The organism is Bordetella genomosp. 2 (assembly GCF_002261345.1).
In the GTDB taxonomy this organism is placed as follows: domain Bacteria; phylum Pseudomonadota; class Gammaproteobacteria; order Burkholderiales; family Burkholderiaceae_B; genus Bordetella_A.
Genome location: NZ_NEVT01000009.1, coordinates 388,334 through 407,687 on the forward strand (window position 1 = coordinate 388,334; position 19,354 = coordinate 407,687).

17 protein-coding genes are annotated in these 19,354 nt (G+C 68.9%); 7 read left to right on the top strand and 10 right to left on the bottom strand.

Annotated features, from left to right (window positions below):
• Positions 1-12: 12 nt before the first annotated feature.
• The 3 genes from CAL24_RS23275 to CAL24_RS23285 form a co-directional block, all read right to left on the bottom strand.
• Positions 13-1,503 (bottom strand): amino acid permease, encoded by a 1,491-nt coding sequence (locus tag CAL24_RS23275; protein WP_028355400.1) that lies wholly within the window; start codon positions 1,501-1,503, stop codon positions 13-15.
• A 175-nt stretch (positions 1,504-1,678) separates the two neighbouring features.
• Entirely contained in the window at positions 1,679-2,224 is a 546-nt protein-coding gene (locus CAL24_RS23280) for a cytochrome b (RefSeq protein ID WP_028355401.1), read from the bottom strand.
• Positions 2,221-3,324 carry a catalase family peroxidase gene (locus CAL24_RS23285; protein WP_028355402.1) on the bottom strand — a complete coding sequence of 368 codons (1,104 nt, stop codon included), beginning with the start codon at positions 3,322-3,324 and terminating at the stop codon, positions 2,221-2,223. Before CAL24_RS23285 ends, CAL24_RS23280 begins: the two co-directional genes overlap by 4 nt.
• A gap of 152 nt (positions 3,325-3,476) precedes the next feature.
• Here CAL24_RS23285 and CAL24_RS23290 point away from each other — a divergent pair, with 152 nt between their 5' ends.
• On the top strand, positions 3,477-4,049 hold the full coding sequence (locus CAL24_RS23290; protein WP_081760467.1) for an RNA polymerase sigma factor: 573 nt from the start codon (positions 3,477-3,479) through the stop codon (positions 4,047-4,049).
• Positions 4,046-4,786: an anti-sigma factor family protein gene (locus tag CAL24_RS23295; protein WP_028355404.1), complete on the top strand. Its 741-nt coding sequence runs from the start codon at positions 4,046-4,048 to the stop codon at positions 4,784-4,786. The genes CAL24_RS23290 and CAL24_RS23295 overlap by 4 nt, the downstream gene beginning before the upstream one ends.
• An 88-nt stretch (positions 4,787-4,874) precedes the next feature.
• Here the strand turns inward: CAL24_RS23295 and ssb are convergent, their stop codons facing one another.
• Together ssb and CAL24_RS23305 are read right to left on the bottom strand one after the other, a co-directional pair.
• Positions 4,875-5,384 (bottom strand): single-stranded DNA-binding protein, encoded by a 510-nt coding sequence (ssb, locus tag CAL24_RS23300; RefSeq protein WP_094808061.1) that lies wholly within the window; start codon positions 5,382-5,384, stop codon positions 4,875-4,877.
• A gap of 232 nt (positions 5,385-5,616) precedes the next feature.
• Positions 5,617-6,801 (bottom strand): MFS transporter, encoded by a 1,185-nt coding sequence (locus tag CAL24_RS23305; RefSeq protein ID WP_094808062.1) that lies wholly within the window; start codon positions 6,799-6,801, stop codon positions 5,617-5,619.
• Positions 6,802-6,888: 87 nt separating this feature from the next.
• On the opposite strand from CAL24_RS23305, the gene uvrA reads away from it, so the two are divergent.
• Both uvrA and CAL24_RS23315 read left to right on the top strand, forming a co-directional pair.
• The gene (gene uvrA, locus CAL24_RS23310; protein WP_094808063.1) at positions 6,889-9,747 is read left to right on the top strand and encodes an excinuclease ABC subunit UvrA; all 2,859 of its coding nucleotides are present in this window, start codon (positions 6,889-6,891) and stop codon (positions 9,745-9,747) included.
• A gap of 105 nt (positions 9,748-9,852) precedes the next feature.
• On the top strand, positions 9,853-10,512 hold the full coding sequence (locus tag CAL24_RS23315) for a glutathione S-transferase family protein (RefSeq protein ID WP_094808064.1): 660 nt from the start codon (positions 9,853-9,855) through the stop codon (positions 10,510-10,512).
• Positions 10,513-10,519: 7 nt separating this feature from the next.
• On the opposite strand, the gene CAL24_RS23320 is transcribed toward CAL24_RS23315, so the two are convergent.
• Genes CAL24_RS23320 through CAL24_RS23330 form a run of 3 tightly spaced genes read right to left on the bottom strand, consistent with a single transcriptional unit; the run spans position 10,520 to position 13,365 of the window.
• The gene (locus CAL24_RS23320; RefSeq protein ID WP_028355409.1) at positions 10,520-11,644 is read right to left on the bottom strand and encodes a deoxyguanosinetriphosphate triphosphohydrolase; all 1,125 of its coding nucleotides are present in this window, start codon (positions 11,642-11,644) and stop codon (positions 10,520-10,522) included.
• A gap of 22 nt (positions 11,645-11,666) precedes the next feature.
• Positions 11,667-12,743, bottom strand: coding sequence for a 3-dehydroquinate synthase (aroB, locus tag CAL24_RS23325; RefSeq protein WP_028355410.1), 1,077 nt, complete (start codon positions 12,741-12,743; stop codon positions 11,667-11,669).
• Entirely contained in the window at positions 12,730-13,365 is a 636-nt protein-coding gene (locus CAL24_RS23330) for a shikimate kinase (protein WP_283162982.1), read from the bottom strand. Before CAL24_RS23330 ends, aroB begins: the two co-directional genes overlap by 14 nt.
• A gap of 114 nt (positions 13,366-13,479) precedes the next feature.
• Between CAL24_RS23330 and CAL24_RS23335 the strand changes: the two genes are divergently transcribed.
• The gene (locus CAL24_RS23335) at positions 13,480-15,951 is read left to right on the top strand and encodes a penicillin-binding protein 1A (RefSeq protein ID WP_094808066.1); all 2,472 of its coding nucleotides are present in this window, start codon (positions 13,480-13,482) and stop codon (positions 15,949-15,951) included.
• A 24-nt stretch (positions 15,952-15,975) separates the two neighbouring features.
• On the opposite strand, the gene cyaY is transcribed toward CAL24_RS23335, so the two are convergent.
• Positions 15,976-16,305 (bottom strand): iron donor protein CyaY, encoded by a 330-nt coding sequence (gene cyaY / locus CAL24_RS23340; protein WP_094808067.1) that lies wholly within the window; start codon positions 16,303-16,305, stop codon positions 15,976-15,978.
• Positions 16,306-16,360: 55 nt separating this feature from the next.
• On the opposite strand from cyaY, the gene lptM reads away from it, so the two are divergent.
• Positions 16,361-16,519, top strand: coding sequence for an LPS translocon maturation chaperone LptM (gene lptM, locus CAL24_RS24105; RefSeq protein ID WP_038853846.1), 159 nt, complete (start codon positions 16,361-16,363; stop codon positions 16,517-16,519).
• Positions 16,516-17,808: a diaminopimelate decarboxylase gene (gene lysA, locus CAL24_RS23345; protein ID WP_028355415.1), complete on the top strand. Its 1,293-nt coding sequence runs from the start codon at positions 16,516-16,518 to the stop codon at positions 17,806-17,808. The genes lptM and lysA overlap by 4 nt, the downstream gene beginning before the upstream one ends.
• A 199-nt stretch (positions 17,809-18,007) precedes the next feature.
• Here lysA and ccsB read toward each other — a convergent pair whose 3' ends face one another.
• Complete coding sequence (gene ccsB, locus CAL24_RS23350) at positions 18,008-19,348, bottom strand: c-type cytochrome biogenesis protein CcsB (protein WP_094808068.1); 1,341 nt, start codon at positions 19,346-19,348, stop codon at positions 18,008-18,010.
• Between the last annotated feature and the right edge of the window lie 6 nt (positions 19,349-19,354).

Below are 19,354 nucleotides of genomic sequence, written 5' to 3' on the forward strand. Positions count from 1 at the left end.
ACACCCACCCCTTTACTGCCGACTCCAATCCCCTTCAGCCCGCACATCCCGCACTGGAAACGTCATATCCGCATAGCGCACGAACCGCGACCCGCGCGCCAGCCGGTAGCCGGCCCAGATCAGCAGGAACAGCGGGATGCCGATGTACGTCGCCCCGGCGCCCACCCAGTCGATCCGGTCCTGCAGAAAGGCCTGGTAATTCTGGCCCAATGTAATGACCAGGCAGAGCGTGAAAGCGAACAGGGGCCCGAACGGGAAAAAGGGCGAAACATAAGGCAGGTCGCTCAGCTGGCCGCCTTGCGCCAGATAGCCGCGGCGAAAGCGATAGTGGCTGATGGCGATCCCCAGCCAGGCGATGAAACCGGTCATGCCCGAAGTGTTCAGCAGCCAGATATAAACCGCATTCGGGCTGAACACGAAGGAAAAGAAACAGAGCGCCGCCACCACCGTGGTCGCCAGCAGCGCCAGCACCGGCACGCCGCTGGCCGAGACCCGGCCGAAAATGGCCGGCGCCTTGCCCTCGCGCGCCAGCGCGTACAACATGCGCGTGGCGGCGTACATGCCGGAATTGCCGGCCGACAGCACCGAAGTCAGCACCACCGCATTCATGATGGACGCCGCCGCCAGCAGGCCGGCCCGGTCGAAAATCAGCGCGAACGGGCTGACGCTGATATCGGTCACCTCGTTGCGCAGCAACTGCGGGTCGGTATACGGGATCAGCAGGCCGATCACGCCGATGGCCAGCACATAGAACAGCAGGATGCGCCAGAACACCTGGCGCACGGCGCGCGGCAGATTGCGCGCCGGGTCCTTGGACTCCCCGGCGGCGATGCCGATCAGCTCGGTGCCCTGGAAGGAAAAACCCACCACCATGGCAACGCCGATCAACGCCGCGAGCCCGCCGGCGAAAGGCGCGTCGCCCACCGTCCAGTTGTGCCAGCCGCCGGTCTCGCCGCCGCGGATAATGCCCAGCAGCATCAACACGCCCATGGCAATGAAGACCAGCACCGCCACCACCTTGATCAGGGCGAACCAGAACTCCGCCTCGCCGAAACCGCGCGCCGACAGCGCATTCAGCCCGAAGGTCAGCGCCAGGAACAGCGCGCTCCAGTAGACCCCCGGCACGTCGGGAAACCAGTAGGCCATCACCAGCTGCGCCGCCACCAGGTCGACCGCCACGGTCACCGCCCAGTTGTACCAATAGTTCCAGCCCAGGGCGAAGCCGAAGCCCGGTTCAACATAGCGCGCGCCATAAGTGGCGAAGGACCCCGCCACCGGCATGGCGGCCGCCAGTTCGCCCAGGCTGGTCATCAGGAAATAGACCATCAGGCCGACCAGCGCATAACCCAGCAGCGCCCCGCCCGGCCCCGCCTGGGCGATGGTGTTGCCGGAAGCGACGAACAAGCCCGTGCCGATGGATCCGCCCACGGCGATCATGGTCAGGTGGCGGGCGGCCAGGGTGCGCCGCAGCCCGGTGGGCGTGGTCACATCCTGGGCGGGCATGCCGGCGGCGGGGCGGCTTTCGGAGTCGGCCAAGGTGGGGATTTCCTTCGTTGGTGCGGGGCGCCGGCGCCCCGGATTGCGGCAAACTGGTGAGCATAACGCTTTCACCAGCGTCCCGCAGGGCCGCCCCCGGCATGCGACCCAGCCCCGCTCAGCGCCGCGCGCGCCCGCGCCGTCACCGGCCGCGCGTCATCGATTCCAGCACCCCGTCGCGCCGTATCCAGCCATGGAACAGGGCGGCGGCCAGGTGCGCCAGCACCGTGGCGAACAACAGGAACGCAAGATAGCGGTGCGCGCCGCGCAGCCAGGCGAACAGCGCCGCGTCGGCGGGCGCGATCGGCGGCAGCTGCCAGGCGCCCACGATGACGGGATAGCCGCCGGCCGACACCATCGCCCAGCCGATCAGCGGCATGGCGAACATCAGCACGTACAGCAGTACATGCGAAGCATGGGCGGCGAGCCGCTGCCAGGCCGGCATGTCGCCGGGCAGGGCCGGCGCCCCCCGGTACAGCCGCGCGGCCAGGCGGATGCACACTAGCACCAGCAATGCCACGCCCAGCGGCTTGTGGATCTGCATCAGCCACTGGTGCCGCTCGGAGACGGACGCCACCATGCCCACCCCGATGAACAGCATCGCCAGAATGCCGGCTGCCATCAGCCAATGCAGCAGGCGCGCGAGGCGGCCGAAGCCCGCGTCGGATCGATCGGATACTGGGTTCATCGTGCGTGCTCCGGTTGATTCGGGGAAGGCGAGGCCGGGGCGCCGGCGGGCGGCCCTTCGCTGGTGCGGCGCTCGTACGACGCCGCATAGACGGCCGAACGCGCCGGCAACAGCGGATCATCCGAAATGGCAATGCCCCGGGGCAGCACGGTCGGGTCGTAGTTGACGTCGCGGCAGGCGCCGTGGTCCTGCCCCGCGCTGCCCGTGATCACCAGCATGCCCGCGTCGACCACGGGCCGGTCGGCCGGCCACTGCCGGGTCGCATCGGCGGTGGGATCGCCGGGCGCGCCCAGCGTCACCAGCAGGCGCCAGCGCAGCGGGCCCTGCGCCAGGCGCTGCTGCAAGTCGGCCTGCAGATAATCGCCATCGTGCTGCGGCCCGGCTTCCGGGGCCGGCGGCGCATCGACGGGCGCCAGCCGCCAGCGTACCGGCTGCCGCTTGTCCTGGGCATCGATGAAGTAAAAGGCGTTCAAGCCGTAGTAGCTTTCGGTGGCATAGCTGGCCGATGGCTTGGCGGTCTTGGCCCAGGCGCGGAAAGCCGCCGTCTCGGGATGCGCGGCAAAGAACGCCTGGATGCGCCGGGGATCGGGCTTGCCCGTGGCGGGGTCGGGGCGCGCGGCGAGCTGCTGCTCGTAGAACGCCTGCGGCGTCGCCACCACGAATACCGGCATGCTGTTCATGCCGGTGCGCCACTGCTCGCCGTTGGGCGACGTAAAACGCAAGGCGAAACTGCGGATGGGCACGCTCGAGTCCGAGACGAACGGGTTGCCGCCCGGCACGGCCAGGCGGCCGACCACGGGCGTGCTGCCGGGGGCGAACACGGCGGCCGTCGACCAGCGCTGGGCCGCGCCATTGCTTTCGAAATGGCCGACGACGCAGACTCCCTTGGCATGATTGCGCCGGTAGCCGGCATGGCGGCCGCTGTTGGCCTCCAAGGCATCGACCGCACGGTCCGGGGTCAGGCGCTGCGGATCCAGCCAGCCGCCCACGAAAGCGAACGCGGCGCCCGATGCCAGGACAATGGCGCCGATCGCGCCCAAGCGCAGACAGATTTGCCCGACGCCGAGCGGCCGGGCATCGCGTTGAGGTCCTTCCGACATAAAGCTCCTTGGCCCTGGGACGATGAGTACCTGGGTAAGACGGCAGACCGGAACGCTTATTCCCTCGGGAATAAACTGGCCCGGGCGGCGTCTTACGATATTGGCCTGTTGACTGCCGCGTCGTGGCGCTGGCCTGGACAGGAAAATTCCCCATGATTCGACCGGTACCCTTGCCTGTGTCCGCCCCGGCTCCCACCGACGACGACGCCCCGCCCGCGGACGAGTTGTCCGATGCCGTCCTGCGCCAGCTATTGCCGCGGCTGCGGCGGTTCGCCCTGCGCCTGACCCGCGAGCCCGCGGCGGCCGACGACCTGGTCCAGGCCACCCTGGAACGCGCCTTGACGCGATGGGGCAGCCGCCGCCCGCAAGGCGACATCCGGGCCTGGCTGTTCACCATCCTGTACCGCCAGTTCCTTGATTCCCAGCGCCGCATGCGGCGCCACTCGCGGCTGCTCGAATGGTTCGCCGGCGCGGATGCGGCGGCGCCCTCGAGCGAACGCCAGGCCCTGGCGCGCGCCTCGCTGGCGACCTTCGAACTCCTGCCCGAAGCCCAGCGCACCCTGCTGTGGCTGGTCTGTGTGGAAGGCCTGAGCTACAAGGCGGTGGCGGATCTGTTCGAGGTGCCGCTGGGCACGGTCATGTCGCGCCTGTCGCGGGCGCGCAGCGCATTGCGGGGCCTGAACGAGGGACAGACCGGCGCGGCCCACCTGAGGATAATGAAATGAACCAACGCCCGATAGACGACGCGGCGCGCAACGCGTTTGTGGATGGCCAACTTGACGATGCCGGGCGACAGGCCATGGAAGCCTACCTGCGGGCGCATCCCGAAGAGGCGGAAGAACTCGCCGCCTGGGCGCGCGATGCCGAGCGGCTGCGCGTGCTCGCCGACCAGGAACGCCTGCCCCCCAACCCGGCCCTGGATCCCGCCGCCGTGCGCGCGCGCCTGCGCGCCCGTTCGCGCCGCAAACTGGCCATGGCGGCCAGCCTGGCCGCCGCGCTGGTCATCGGCGGCATGGCGGGCTGGGGCGTGCGCGACACCGTGCTGGCGAGCCGGATGCTGCCCATGCAGGACGCGGTGCAAGCCTACCGCCTGTTCGCCTCGGCCGACGCGCCGCGGCCGGATGTGCGCGCCGATACGGGCAATTTGCAGGCTTGGCTGGACGATTATTTCGCGCACGCCCAACGCCTGCCCGACCTGAGCGCCAGCGGCTTTCGGCCGGTCGCGGCGCGCCTGCTGGCCACCGACCAGGGGCCGGCGGCCATCGTCATCTATGAAAACGCCGGCCAGCGCGCCACGTTCTATATCCGCCCGCCCGGCCCCGGCAAGCAGTTGCTCGCGCAAGGCAGCCGGCGCGATGGCGACCTGCTGGCCCGCTATTGGTCGGACCAGGGCTACAACTACGCGCTGGTCGGCCCGGACGATGGCCCGGCCCCGCAGGCCCCGGCCGCCGGCCGGGTATGAAGCCGGCAGCGCGGCCGCGCGCAATGAAAAAACCCTGGCTCGCCATGCGGGCAAGCCAGGGTTCGCGGGCCGTGCGCGCCAGCGCGCGTCAGAACGGAATGTCGTCGTCCATGTCGGCCAGGTTGGCCGCGCCGCCCGCGGCGGGAGCCGCCGCCGGGGCCGGACGCTGCGCGGCGGGCCGCTGCGCCGGCGCGCGCTGCTGGCGCGGCGCGTCGTCGTAACCGCCGCCGCCGTAGCCGCCCCCGCCCTCGCCGCCGCTGTCGCGGCCGCCCAGCATCTGCATCTGGTCGGCGACGATCTCGGTGCTGTAGCGGTCGGCGCCGGTTTCCTTGTCCTGCCACTTGCGGGTCTTCAGGCGGCCCTCGATATAGACCGAACGGCCCTTCTTCAGGTATTCGCCGGCGATCTCGGCCAGGCGGTTGTACATGACCACGCGGTGCCACTCGGTTTCTTCGCGACGCTCGCCGGTGGCCTTGTCCTTCCACTGGGAGGTGGTGGCGATGGAGACGTTGCAGATCGCCGCGCCGTCGGGGCTGTAGCGCACTTCGGGGTCGCGCCCCAGGTTGCCGACGAGAATGACTTTATTGACCGATGCCATGGCGATATTCCTCTGGTGGCGGGCCCGCCCGTCCGCGCAAGGACGGCCGCGCAGGCAAGCACCCTAAAACGATGATACAAGACCGGTTCCAACAAACACGCCGGTCATCGGGGACAACGACCGGCGGGCAGGCAAAAACCGAGTGGATGCCCCTATTATCCGCGAAAATCGACCGCTACGAAAACCGGCGGCGCGACAAAAAGGCGCCCGGCGCGGCCCCGTACTGCGGCCCTCAGGACAGCGGCTTGAGGGCCCAGGTCACCGCCAGCCAGACGGCCGCCAGCGCCGCCGCCCCCAGGAACACCGCGTCCGCCCCGGCATGGGCGGCCAGCCAGCCGCCCAGCGCGCCGCCGCAGAACAGGCCGGCGGCCTGGGCGGTGTTGTAGAAGCCCAGGGCCAGGCCCTTGTACTGCGCCGGGGCCACGCGCGACACCAGCGAGGGCTGCAGGGCCTCCAGGATGTTGAAGACCACGAAAAAGGCCGTCATCACGATGGCCAGGGTGTAGAAACCGTGGCTGGCGGCCGGCAGCAGGGCGCACACGACGATCAGGCCGGCCACGGCGGCGCGCAGGGCGCCGCGATGGGCCCGATGCCGCTCGGCCACGAAAATGACCGGCACCATCAACACGAACGACACCACGATGATCGGCAGGTAGACCTTCCAGAGGTCCTGCGCCGCCAGGCCGCCGGCATGGGCCAGCAGGGCGGGCACCACCACGAACAGCGCCACCTGGGTGCAATGCAGGGCGAACACGCCGAAATTCAGGCGCAGCAGGTCGGCATGGGCCAGCACCTGGCGCGGCCCCGCATTGTTCATGCTGCGCGCCTCGGTGCGCGGCACCACCGGCACCAGCCAGCGCGCCACCGCCAGGCTGGCCACCCCCAGGCAGGCAATGGTCCAGAACAGGCCCGCCAGGCCCCACCAGCCCACCAGCAGCGGCGACAGCACCAGCGACGCGGCAAACGACAGGCCGATCGACCCGCCCACCATGGCCATGGCGCGGGTGCGCACTTCGTCGCGGGTGGCGTCGGCCAGCCAGGCCGTGACGGCGGCGGAGATCGCGCCGGCGCCCTGGATGGCGCGGCCGATGGTGATCCAGTAGACATCCTGCGCCAGCGCGCACACCACGCTGCCGGCCACGAACAGCAGCAGGCCGGCGATGACCACCGGGCGGCGGCCCCAGCGGTCCGAGGCCAGGCCGAAGGGAATCTGCATGAAGGCCTGGGTCAGGCCGTACATGCCGAGCGCCAGGCCGACCCGGGCCGGATCGTCGCCGCCCGGCAGGCCGCGCGCGGCGACCGCGAACACCGGCAACAACAGGAACAGGCCCAGCATGCGGCAGGCGAACAGCCCCGCCAGGGCAATGCTGGCGCGCCGTTCAGATGGGGTCAATTTGAGTTTCGTATCAGCCGGCATGCAAAAGGGTAGATTCGGGGGGCCATACGGGAAAAGGCTCGGCGCGCTATAGTACCAAGTTGGCCTTTGAAACCGCTTACAAGCCCGATGGACGCGATACGCATTCGGGGTGCGCGCACCCACAACCTCAAGAACGTCTCGCTCGACCTGCCTCGCCACAAGCTGGTGGTGGTGACCGGCCTGTCCGGCTCGGGCAAGTCGTCGCTGGCGTTCGACACGCTCTATGCCGAAGGGCAGCGCCGCTACGTGGAAAGCCTGTCGGCCTACGCGCGCCAGTTCCTGCAGCTGATGGACAAGCCCGATGTCGACCTGATCGAAGGCCTGTCGCCGGCCATCTCCATCGAGCAGAAGGCCGCCGGCCACAACCCGCGGTCCACCGTCGGCACCATTACCGAAATCCACGATTACCTGCGGCTGCTGTACGCGCGCGTCGGCACGCCCTATTGCCCCGACCACGGGCTGCCGCTGCAGGCGCAGAGCGTCAGCCAGATGGTCGACGCCGTGCTGGCCTGGCCCGCGGATACGCGGCTGGCCGTGCTGGCGCCCATCGCGCGGGCCCGCAAGGGCAGCTTCGAGGACGAATGCGCCAGCCTGCAGGCGCAGGGCTACGTGCGGCTGCGCGTGGACGGCCAGATGCAGGAAATCAGCGAAATGGCGCCGCTGAAGAAAAGCGAGAAACACGACATCGACGTGGTGGTCGACCGCCTGCGCATCAAGCCGGAAAGCAAGCAGCGCCTGGCCGAGAGCTTCGAGACCGCCATGCAGCTGGCCGACGGCCGCACCGTCGCGCTGGACATGGACAGCGGCCGCGAACAGGTGTTCTCCAGCCGCTATGCCTGCCCGGTGTGCAGCCACAGCCTGCCCGAGCTCGAACCGCGCCTGTTCAGCTTCAACAACCCGATGGGCGCCTGTCCCACCTGCGACGGCATCGGCCAGGTGGGGTTCTTCGACCCGAAGCGGGTGGTGGCCTTCCCCGAGCTCAGCCTGGCGGCCGGCGCGATCCGCGGCTGGGACCGCCGCAACGCTTTCACGCACTCGCTGCTGACCAGCCTGGCGGCGCACTACGACTTCGACATCGAGACACCGTTCGAGGACCTGCCCGAGGACGTTCGGCACAAGGTGCTGTACGGGTCCGGCGCCGAGGAAATCGCCTTCGTCTACATCAACGAGAAGGGCCGCAGCACGGTCAAGCGGCACACCTTCGAAGGGGTCATTCCCAACCTGGAACGGCGCTGGCGCGAAACCGATTCAGCCACCGTGCGCGAAGAACTCGGCAAATACCGCAACATCAAGACCTGCCCCGACTGCGGCGGCTCGCGCCTGCGCGCCGAGGCGCGCCACGTGCTCATCGGCGACGACCCGCGCGAGGGCGAACGGCGCGGCCAGGCCATCTACGAAGTCGAGGCGATGCCGCTGTCGGACTGCCTGGCGTGGTTCCAGGCGCTGGCGCTGACCGGCTCCAAGCAGGAAATCGCCCAGCGCATCGTGCGCGAGATCGAGGCGCGCCTGAGCTTCCTGAACAACGTGGGGCTCAATTACCTGTCGCTGGACCGCAGCGCCGACACCATCTCCGGCGGCGAGGCGCAGCGCATCCGCCTGGCCAGCCAGATCGGCTCGGGCCTGACCGGCGTCATGTACGTGCTGGACGAACCCTCCATCGGCCTGCACCAGCGCGACAACGATCGCCTGATCGGCACCCTGCAGCACCTGCGCGACCTCGGCAACAGCGTCATCGTGGTCGAGCACGACGAGGACATGATCCGCCTGGCCGACTGGGTGGTGGACATGGGCCCCGGCGCCGGCGAGCACGGCGGCCAGGTGGTCGCCCAGGGCACGCCCGCCGCCGTGCAGGACGACCCGGCCTCGCTAACCGGCCAGTACCTGAGCGGCCGCCGCGAGATCCCGGTGCCCAAGCGCCGCGCCGTCTCCGACGACCAGCCCTGGCTGGTGCTGGAAGGCGCCAGCGGCAACAACCTCAAGACGGTCGACCTGCGCATCCCGGCCGGGCGCCTGGTGTGCGTGACGGGGGTGTCCGGCTCGGGCAAGTCCACCCTGGTCAACGACACGCTGGCCACCGCGGTGGCGCGCCAGCTGCACCACGCGCAGGCGGAACCCGCGCCGTTCGTGTCGATCAACGGACTGGAGCATTTCGACAAGATCATCAGCGTCGACCAGAGCCCCATCGGCCGCACGCCACGCAGCAACCCGGCCACCTACACGGGCCTGTTCACGCCCATCCGCGAACTCTTCGCGGGGGTGCCCGAGGCGCGCGCGCGCGGCTACGACCCGGGCCGCTTCAGCTTCAACGTCAAGGGCGGCCGCTGCGAAGCGTGCCAGGGCGATGGCGTGGTCAAGGTCGAAATGCATTTCCTGCCGGACATGTACGTGCCCTGCGATGTCTGCCACGGCAAGCGCTACAACCGCGAAACGCTGGAAATACGCTACCGCGGCCGTAACATCAGCGAGGTGCTGGACCTCACCGTCGAGCAGGCGCTCGAATACTTCGAATCGGTGCCCGCCGTCGCGCGCAAGCTGCACACGCTGATCGACGTCGGGCTGTCCTATATCCGCCTGGGACAGAGCGCCACCACGCTGTCCGGCGGCGAGGCGCAACGGGTCAAGCTGTCGCAGGAGCTATCGCGCCGCAGCACCGGCCGCACGCTGTACATCCTGGACGAGCCCACCACCGGCCTGCATTTCCGCGACATCGAAATGCTGCTGCAGGTGCTGAACCAGCTGGTCGACAGCGGCAATACGGTGCTGGTCATCGAACACAACCTGGACGTCATCAAGACCGCCGACTGGGTGGTGGACATGGGCCCGGAAGGCGGCGACGGCGGCGGCCGGGTGGTCGCCACCGGCACACCGGAGGACGTCGCGGCCAACCCGGACAGCCATACCGGGCACTATCTCGGCCGGGTATTGCAACGCAACAATAAGCAGTAGACTGGCGCTGCCGGGTGTCGGCGCCTGCCTGTCGCCGGCGCCGGCCGGCCCTGCCTCGTGCCCATGCCGGCTGTCCATCCAACCCCAACGCCGCGTCCTTCCGCCATGTATACCCTCATCATCGGCAACAAGAACTACTCGTCCTGGTCCCTGCGCGCCTGGCTGGCCTTGCGCGCCACCGGCATCCCGTTCAGCGAGCAGAAGCTCGGCCTGTTCACCCCGGAATTCGCCGAGCGCCTGGGCGGCATCACGCCGGCCGGCCTGGTGCCGGTGCTGCTGGACGGCGACTTCGCCGTGTGGGATTCGCTGGCCATCTGCGAGTACGCGGCCGAGCGCCACCCCGAGGCCGGCCTGTGGCCCGCCGACCCGCATGCCCGCGCCCGCGCCCGCTCGCTGGCCGCGCAAATGCACAGCGGCTTCGGCCAGTTGCGCCAGCTGCTGCCGATGAACGTCGAAGCCAAGCTGTCCGGCATCGACTACTCGGCGGCCCAGGGCGACATCTCGCGCGTGCAGGCCATCTGGCACGACACGCGCGCCGAGTTCGGCCAGGGCGGCCCGTTCCTGTTCGGCAAGTTCTCGGCCGCCGACGCCTTCTATGCCCCGGTCGTGTCGCGGTTCACCACCTACGGGGTGCCCGCCGCCGGCGCGGTGCGCGAATACATGGATGCAGTGCTGGCCTTGCCGGCCATGCAGGAATGGACCGGCGACGCATGCGCCGAAGGGGTGTTCGTGCCCGCGGACGAGCCGTACCGCACGCACCGCTGAACAGGCCCTAGCCCATCTCGAACAGCCGCCGGTGCTCGCGGATCGCATAGCGATCCGTCATGCCGGCGATGTAGTCGGCGATGGCGCGCGCCTGGTGCGGCGCGTCGCGCTGGTGGTCGGGCGGCAGCAGGCGCGGGTCGGCCAGGAAGGCCTGGAACAGCTCGCGCACGATGCGGCGCGCCTTGGTGGTCATGCGCACGACGCGATAGTGGCGGTACAGGTTGTCGAACAGGAACCGCTTCAGTTCGTCGGCCTCGCGCCGCACGCCATCCGAAAACCCCGCCAGCGGCGGCGCGCGGCGCACCGCGTCGGCGTCGGCCGGCGCGGCGTCGGCAATGCGCTGCAAGGACGTAGCGGTCAGGTCGACGATCAGGGTGTTGATCATGCGCCGCACCGTTTCCGCGATGGCGCGCCGCGTCGCCAGCTGCGGATAGCGTTCGGCCACTTCGGCGTAGTGGCGCGCGAAGATGGCCACGTCCTGCATTTGTTCCAGCGTGATCAACCCGGACCGCAGGCCGTCGTCGATGTCATGGTTGTTGTAGGCGATCTCGTCGGCCAGGTTGGCCACCTGCGCCTCCAGCGACGGCTGGGTACGGTTCAGGAAACGCTCGCCCACGTCGCCCAGCTGCCGGGCATGGGCGGCCGAGCAGTGCTTCAGGATGCCTTCGCGCGTCTCGAAGCACAGGTTCAGGCCGCTGAACTCGGCATAGCGCTCTTCCAGTTCGTCGACTACGCGCAGGCTTTGCAGGTTGTGCTCGAAGCCGCCGGCGTGCGGGGCCAGCTCGCGCATGCAGGCGTTGAGCTCGTCCTGCCCGGCATGGCCGAACGGCGTATGGCCCAGGTCGTGCGCCAGGGCGATGGCCTCGGTCAGGTCCTCGGACAGGCGCAGGCTGCGCGCCAGGGTGCGGGCGATCTGCGCGACTTCCAGGCTGTGGGTCAGGCGGGTGCGGAACAGGTCGCCTTCGTGGTTGACGAACACCTGGGTCTTGTATTCCAGCCGGCGGAACGCGGTGGAATGGATGATCCGGTCGCGGTCGCGCTGGAATTCGGTGCGGTTCTGCGGAGCCGGCTCGGCGTGCCGGCGTCCGCGCGTGCTGGAGGGATCGGATGCGTAGCGGGCCAGGTCGTTCATCGGCGGCATCGTCCCTCCTCGGTCATTGCACGGTGCGGGCCAGGACCGCGCGCACCGCCTCCAGGGGCGCGGCCCGGGTCAGGGCCTGGCCGATGCGCGGCATCAGCACGAAGCGTATCTCGCCGCCCTCGGTTTTCTTGTCTACCTGCATCAGGGCCAGCCAGCGCTCGGCGCCCAGGTCGGGCGCCACGACCGGGCAGCCTATGGCGCCGACCAGGTCGCGCACCCGCGCCACATCGGCGGGCGGGAAACCGGCGACCTCGGCCGACAGTTCGGCGGCCTGCACCATGCCGCAGCCCACGGCCTCGCCGTGCAGCCATTCGCCATAGCCCAGGCCCGACTCGATGGCATGGCCGAAGGTGTGGCCCAGGTTCAGGATGGCGCGCAGGCCGGACTCGCGTTCGTCCTTGCCGACCACCTGCGCCTTCAGCTCGCACGAGCGGCGTATGGCGTGCGACAAGGCAGCGGGATCCAGCGCGCGCAAGGCGGCGGCATTGGTCTCGCACCAGGCCCAGAAATCGGCGTCCAGGATCAGTCCGTACTTGATCACTTCGGCCAGCCCGGCCGACACTTCGCGCGCCGGCAGGGTGCCCAGCACATCGGTGTCGATCTCCACCGCCACCGGCTGGTAGAAGGCGCCGATCATGTTCTTGCCGAGCGGGTGGTTGACCGCCGTCTTGCCGCCCACCGACGAATCGACCTGCGCCAGCAACGTGGTGGGCACCTGCACGAAACGGATGCCGCGCATGTAGACGGCGGCCGCGAAGCCGGTCATGTCGCCGATCACGCCGCCGCCCAGGGCCACCAGCACGGCGCGCCGGTCGAGCCGGTTTTGCAGCAACGCGTCGAAAATCAGGTTGAGGGTCTGCCAGTCTTTGTGGGCCTCGCCGTCGGGCAGCTCGATGCGCAGCACGCGCCGGCCGGTGCGCGCCAGGGCGGCCTCGGCACGCTCGCCGTACAGGGCCGCGACAGTGGGGTTGGTGACCACCGCGATGGCGGTGGCATCGGCCGGAATGGCCTGGTCCAGGGCATCCAGGCGGCCGGGGCCGATGCGGATCGGGTAGCGCCCGCCCGGGGTGTCGACGTCAACAACGGTCATGGGGTTTCTCGTAGGCTTGCAGCAGCGGCAGCAACGATTTGACCAGATGCGCCACCGGCATGGTGCCGGTGTCGACGATAAGGTCGGCCACTTCTTCGTACAAGGGCTCGCGCTTGGTCATCAGGTCGCGCAAGGTGCCGCGCGGGTCGGGGTTGGCCAGCAGCGGGCGGTTGCGGTCGCGGCTGGTGCGCCGGAACAGTTCGTCGACGCTGGCGCGCAGGTACACCACCACGCCGCGCTGGCGCAGCAGGCGGCGATTCTCCGGCGCCAGCACGGCGCCCCCGCCGGTGGCCAGCACGATGCCGCGGCGCTGCGTGCAGTGATCCAGCGCCGCCGCCTCGCGCTTGCGGAAGCCGCCTTCGCCCTCGATCTCGAAAATGACCGGCACGCGGACACCGCAGCGCGATTCCAGCTCGTGGTCCAGGTCGATGAACTCGCGCCCCAGCGCGCGCGCCAGGCCGCGGCCGATGGTCGTCTTGCCGGCGCCCATCATGCCCACCAGGAAAATCGGCAGGTCGTGCGGCAGGTCGGCGCCCGCGGCGGCGACAGCCGGGGTCGCCGCGCAGGCGGTCTCGTCCGCGTCGGGGCGGGACGCGGGCGCGGAATTCGTGCATTCACTCATGCACGCATTATCCCATCGCCGGCTAGTTGCCCGCTTACCACATTGAACGAATTTGTTACAGAAACCAGGGTGGGACGGTCAAGCGTGTCTACAGATACCCGTAAAATCGCCGCGATGAGCAAGTCGCAGAATTCTTCCAAAAAAGCCCCAGTCCCCAAGAGCGGATCTCCTGTTTTACGGTTCTTCGTCAAAACGGGCATTTTCTTTGGCGGCCTGGCGCTGTGTGGCGTCTTGCTGGGCGGCATGGCATTGGCGCTGGCCTGGCCCAACCTGCCCGACTTGCACGCCATGACCGACTACCGCCCGCGCGTGCCGCTGCGGGTCTATACCGCCGACCACGTGCTGATCGGCGAGTTCGGCGAAGAACGCCGCAACGTGCTGCGCATCAATGAGTTTCCCGATGTGATGAAGTCCGCGGTGCTGGCGGCCGAAGACGACCGCTTCTACCAGCATGGCGGCATCGACTGGGCCGGCGTCGTGCGCGCCGGCCTGGCCAACCTGCTCAGCATGTCCAAGTCGCAGGGCGCCAGCACCATCACCATGCAGGTGGCCCGCAACTTCTACCTGAGCTCCGAGAAAACCTACTCGCGCAAGTTCTACGAGCTGCTGCTGACCTTCAAGATCGAATCCGAGCTCACCAAGGACCAGATCCTCGAGCTCTACATGAACCAGATCTACCTGGGCCATCGCTCGTACGGCTTCGCGGCCGCCTCGCGCCGCTATTTCGGCAAGCCCGTGTCCCAGGTGACGGCCGCCGAGGCCGCCATGCTGGCGGGCATCCCGAAGGCGCCGTCGCGCTTCAATCCCATCGCCAACCGGCCGCGCGCCGAGCTGCGGCAGCATTACGTGCTGGGCCGGATGCACTCGCTGGGCTACCTGACCGACACCGAGTACCAGCAGGCCAAGGCGCAGCCGATCGTGCTCAAGGCCGCCGAAGGCACGCCCGCCGGCGGCTACGCCATCCATGGCGAATATGTCGCCGAGCTGGCGCGCCAGCTGCTCTACGGCATTTACCAGGACAACGTCTATTCGCGCGGCATCAACGTCTACACCACGGTGCACTCGAAAGACCAGGAATCGGCCTACCACGCGGTGCGCGACGGCGTGCTGCAATACACGCGCCGCACCTACTACCCGGGACCGGAAGAGCAGCTCGACATGCCCGAAGGCATCGAGAACAATCCGCAGGCGCTGGACGATTATCTCGACGGCGTGTTCGAAAAATTCCCGGACAGCGACGACCTGCTCACCGCCGTCGTGCTCTCGGCCAGCCCCACGGAAGTGAAGGTGGTGCGCAGCGCCAACGAGTTCATCACCATCGACGACAAGAAGGCGCTGGCGGTGGTGGCCCGCTCGCTGGGCAGCAAGGTGCCGGCGGAGCGGCGGCTCAAGCGCGGCTCGGTGGTGTACATCCACAAGTTCGGCGACGGCTGGGAAGTGATCAACATGCCGTCGGTCCAGGCGGCGTTCGTCGCGCTGTCGCCGCAGGACGGCGCCATCCGCGCCATGGTGGGCGGCTTCGACTTCTACCGCGGCAAGTTCAACCGCGTGACGCAGGCCTGGCGCCAGCCGGGTTCGAACATCAAGCCGTTCATCTATGCGGCTTCGCTCGAGCGCGGCCTGACGCCCGCCACCCAGATCTCCGACCAGCCGTTCGTGCTCACCGCCGCGCAGACCGGCTCCAAGGCCTGGCACCCGAAGAACTACGGCAATACCTACGAGCCCATGCTGACCATGCGGCAAGGCCTGTACAAGTCCAAGAACATGGTCTCGATCCGCATCCTGCAGGCCATCGGCCCGCAGTACGCGCAAGACTACCTGACCCGCTTCGGCTTCGACAAAGCCCGCCAGCCCGCGGTGCTGCCGCTCGCGCTGGGCGCGGGCTCGGTTACCCCGCTGCAGCTGGCCGGGGCCTACGCGGTGTTCGCCAACGGCGGCTATCGCATCGCGCCCTATCTCATCGAACGCGTCACCGACAGCTCGGGCAAGGTGCTGATGCAGTCCAAGCCGATCGTGGCCGGCGACACCTCGGCGCGCGCAATCGACCCGCGCACCGCCTGGGTCATGGACGACATGCTGCGCGGCGTGGCCACCAGCGGCACCGCGGCGCGGGCCCGGGCCGCGCTCAAGCGCGCCGACATCGCCGGCAAGACCGGCACCACCAACGAATCGGTGGATGCCTGGTTCTCGGGCTACACGCCCTCGCTGGTGGCGACCGCGTGGATGGGGTTCGACCAGCCCAAGTCGCTGGGTTCGCGCGAAACCGGCGGCGGCATCGCCATGCCGATCTGGCTGGACTACATGTCCGACATGCTCAAGGGCGTCCCCGAGCAGAAACAGCGTCCGCGTCCCGAGGGCCTGCTGGTCGAGCGGGGCGATTTCTATTTCTCGGAATTCCCGCCCGGGCAGGCGGTGGCGCGGCTGGGGCTGTCCGAGCCCGCCGCCCCCGCGGAAGACCAGCTGGGGGATTTCCTGAACGACCTGATCGGCAACGGCGGCGGCGGCGGCGGCGACAACAGCATCCGCGCCGCGCCGAACCTGAACCCCGAGAAGCAGTCGCCCTGGTCGCAGCAGATTCCGTTCTGACCCGGGGCCGCCGAGGCGGCCCCGTTACAGCCGCAGGCTCACCGGCACGCCGGCGGCTTCGGAGCAAATCTGCGACAGGGCATCGGGCAGCGGGGGGCCGCCGCGGGTATCGTTCCAGTGCTGGCCGTCGTAGCGGTAATGGAAACCGCCGCTGCGCGCGGCCACCCAGATTTCCTGCATGGCCGCCTGGCTGTTGACGACCACGTGCGTGCCGTCCTCGAAGACCAGCGTCAGCACGTTGCCGCTGCGGCCGGCCTCGACATCGACGTCCAGCGAAGCCGCCCAGTCGTCGGCCTGGCTCTCGATACTGTCGAGCACCTGGTCGACCAACGCAAGGAATTCGGTTTCAGTCATAATCGAACCTGCAAGAATTACGGAGTTTCGAGTGTTCCAATTGGCACGCAGCCGCATGGCTTTACGCATTGTAGCCACGCTGGCGGCAACCGGCCTGGTTGCCGCGTGCGGCTTCAAGGGGCCGCTGTACCTGCCGCCGCCCGAAGACGGCGCGCCCGCGCAACCCGAACAGCAACAGCCGGCCCCCATTCCCCCCACCACCACGCTTCCATGACCCCCCCCGCCCCCGCACGGCCCGAACTGGCCGGCCATCCGCATTTCCATTTCCAGAACGGCACGCTGCACGCCGAGAACGTCCCGCTCGACGCCCTGGCCGGCCAGCTCGGCACGCCGCTGTATGTCTATTCCCGCGCGGCGCTGGTCCAGGCGTGGCAATCGTACCGCGACGCCATCGGCGACCGCCCGGTACTGGTGTGCTACGGCATGAAGGCCAACTCCAACCTGGCGGTGCTGAAGGAATTCGCCCGCCTGGGCGCCGGCTTCGACATCGTGTCGGGCGGCGAACTCAAGCGGGTGCTGGCGGCCGGCGGCGACCCGGCCAAGGTGGTGTTCTCCGGCGTGGGCAAGCAGGCCTGGGAAATGCGCGCCGCGCTCGAGGCCGACGTCAAGTGCTTCAACGTCGAGTCGCAGGCCGAGCTGCAGTGCCTGTCCGAGGTCGCGCAGTCCATGGGGCGGCGCGCCCGGGTCTCGCTGCGCGTCAATCCCGACGTCGATGCGCAGACGCACCCGTATATTTCCACCGGCCTCAAGGAAAACAAGTTCGGCATCGCCATCGAATCCGCGCTCGACGCCTATCGCAGCGCCGCGGCGTTGCCGGGCCTGGAGGTGGTCGGCGTCGATTGCCACATCGGCTCGCAGCTCACCGACATCAGCCCGTACCTGGACGCCCTCGAGAAGCTGCTCGACCTCATCCAACAGCTCGACGCGGACGGCATCGCCATCCAGCACCTCGACCTGGGCGGCGGCCTCGGCATCCGCTACACCGACGAGACCCCGCCCTCGCCCAAGGCGCTGCTCGACCAGGTCTTCGAACGGCTGCAGGCGCGCGGCCTGGCGCGCCTGCACGTGGTGCTGGAGCCGGGCCGGTCGCTGGTCGGCAACGCCGGCCTGCTGCTGACCACGGTGCAATACCTGAAACACGCGCCCGCCCGCAATTTCGCCATCGTGGACGCGGCCATGAACGACCTGCTGCGCCCGGCGCTGTACGAGGCCTACCATGGCGTGCAGCCGGTGGTCCCGCGCGCCGGCGAAGCGGCCGAGTACGACATCGTCGGCCCGGTCTGCGAAAGCGCCGACTGGCTGGCGCGCAAGCGCCGGCTGGCGCTGCAGGCCGGCGACGTACTGGCGCTGGAATCGGCCGGCGCCTATGCCATGGTCATGGCCAGCAACTACAACACCCGGCCGCGCGCCGCCGAAGTCATGGTCGACGGCGACCGCCACTACATCGTGCGCCAGCGCGAAACGCTCGACGACCTCTTGCGCGGCGAATCCACCCTGCCGTAGCAGGCCCCCCCGAAGCGCTGCGCGCTTCCCCCTCAAGGGGGCGACGCTGGCGGACCGGCAAAGCCGGCTCCGCGGCGTCCCCGATCAAGCCGCAGCCAATCGAAGGCAGGTGTCAGACACCCTGGAGAGACGGCCGGCCATCCGCCAGGCTGGCTCGCAGGGTGTCTGACACCTCGCGAGGCCGGCCAGCAAGAACCGCCTACAGCTCGCCGTACGAGTGCAGGCCCGACAGGAACATGTTCACGCCCAGGAAGGCGAACCCGGTGATCAGCAGGCCGACCAGCGCCCAGTAGGCCGCCAGGTGGCCGCGCAGCCCTTTCATCAGGCGCATGTGCAGCCAGGCCGCATAGTTCAGCCAGACGATCAGGGCCCAGGTCTCCTTCGGGTCCCATTGCCAGTAGGCGCCCCAGGCGTCGGCGGCCCACAGCGCGCCCAGGATGGTCGCCACGGTGAAGAACGCGAAGCCGATGGCGATGGCGCGGTACATGATGTCGTCCAGCACCTCGAGCGACGGCAGGGCCTGGGCGATGCGCCGCCGCCCCAGCAGGATGCCGCCCACGATGACGATGCCGATCCCGAAATAGATCATCCAGGTGGCCGACAGCCCCTCGGTGCGGAACACCATGGGTTCCACGCAGAGCAGCACGCCCAGCACGAACAGCGGGGCCAGCTTGACCCAGGACGTGGTGGTGCCATGCTGCTTGACCAGGTAGGCGAAGCCCACCATGGCCGCCAGCGAGAACGTGCCGTAGCCGATGAAGTTGGCCGGCACGTGCAGTTTCATCCACCAGCTTTTCAGGGCCGGCACCAGCGGCTGGATCTGCCCGGCGTCACGAGTGAACGCGTACCACAGCAGGAAGACCGTGGCCGAGGAAATCACCAGCAGCACGAAACCGCCCAGCGCGCGGGTCGCGTACTTGCGCTCGTAGTACAGGTAGAACAGCGCGGTGATCAGCGAGAACAGCACGAACACTTCGTACAGGTTGCTGACCGGGATGTGGCCGAGGTCCGGCCCCATCAGGTGTCCTTCGCGCCAGCGCACCAGCATGCCGGTCACGCCGGCGAAGACCGCGCCCCAGGTCAGGGCGGTGCCCAGCCAGGCCGCGGTCGGGCTGAACAGGCCGATCCAGTAGCAGGCCGTGGCCAGGATGAACAGGGCGCTCATCCACAGAATGGCCGATTGCGAAGAAAACAGGTATTTCAGGAAGAACACCTGCTCGGCGCGCGCCGGGTCGTTCTGGTACAGCACCAGCGCCAGCCCCGCGGCGAGGGCGCAGGCGACCATCAGCCGCCGCAGCGGCCGCCACAGCCAGCCCATCCAGGTCAGCACGAACACCGTGCCGCACAGGATGATCTTCTCGTAGTAGTCCATCGCGCCGCTGTAGCGGGTCAGCGCAAAAGCGGCGCCGGCCGCCAGCAGCAGGAAAAAGACGATATCGGTCCAGTCGGGACGGCCGCGCTGGGCGCGCGCGTCGCCGGTCGGCGAGGGGGCGGCCTGCCACAGGGCGTCGGACGAGTGTGTGGAAGTAGTCGCGGACATGAAAAA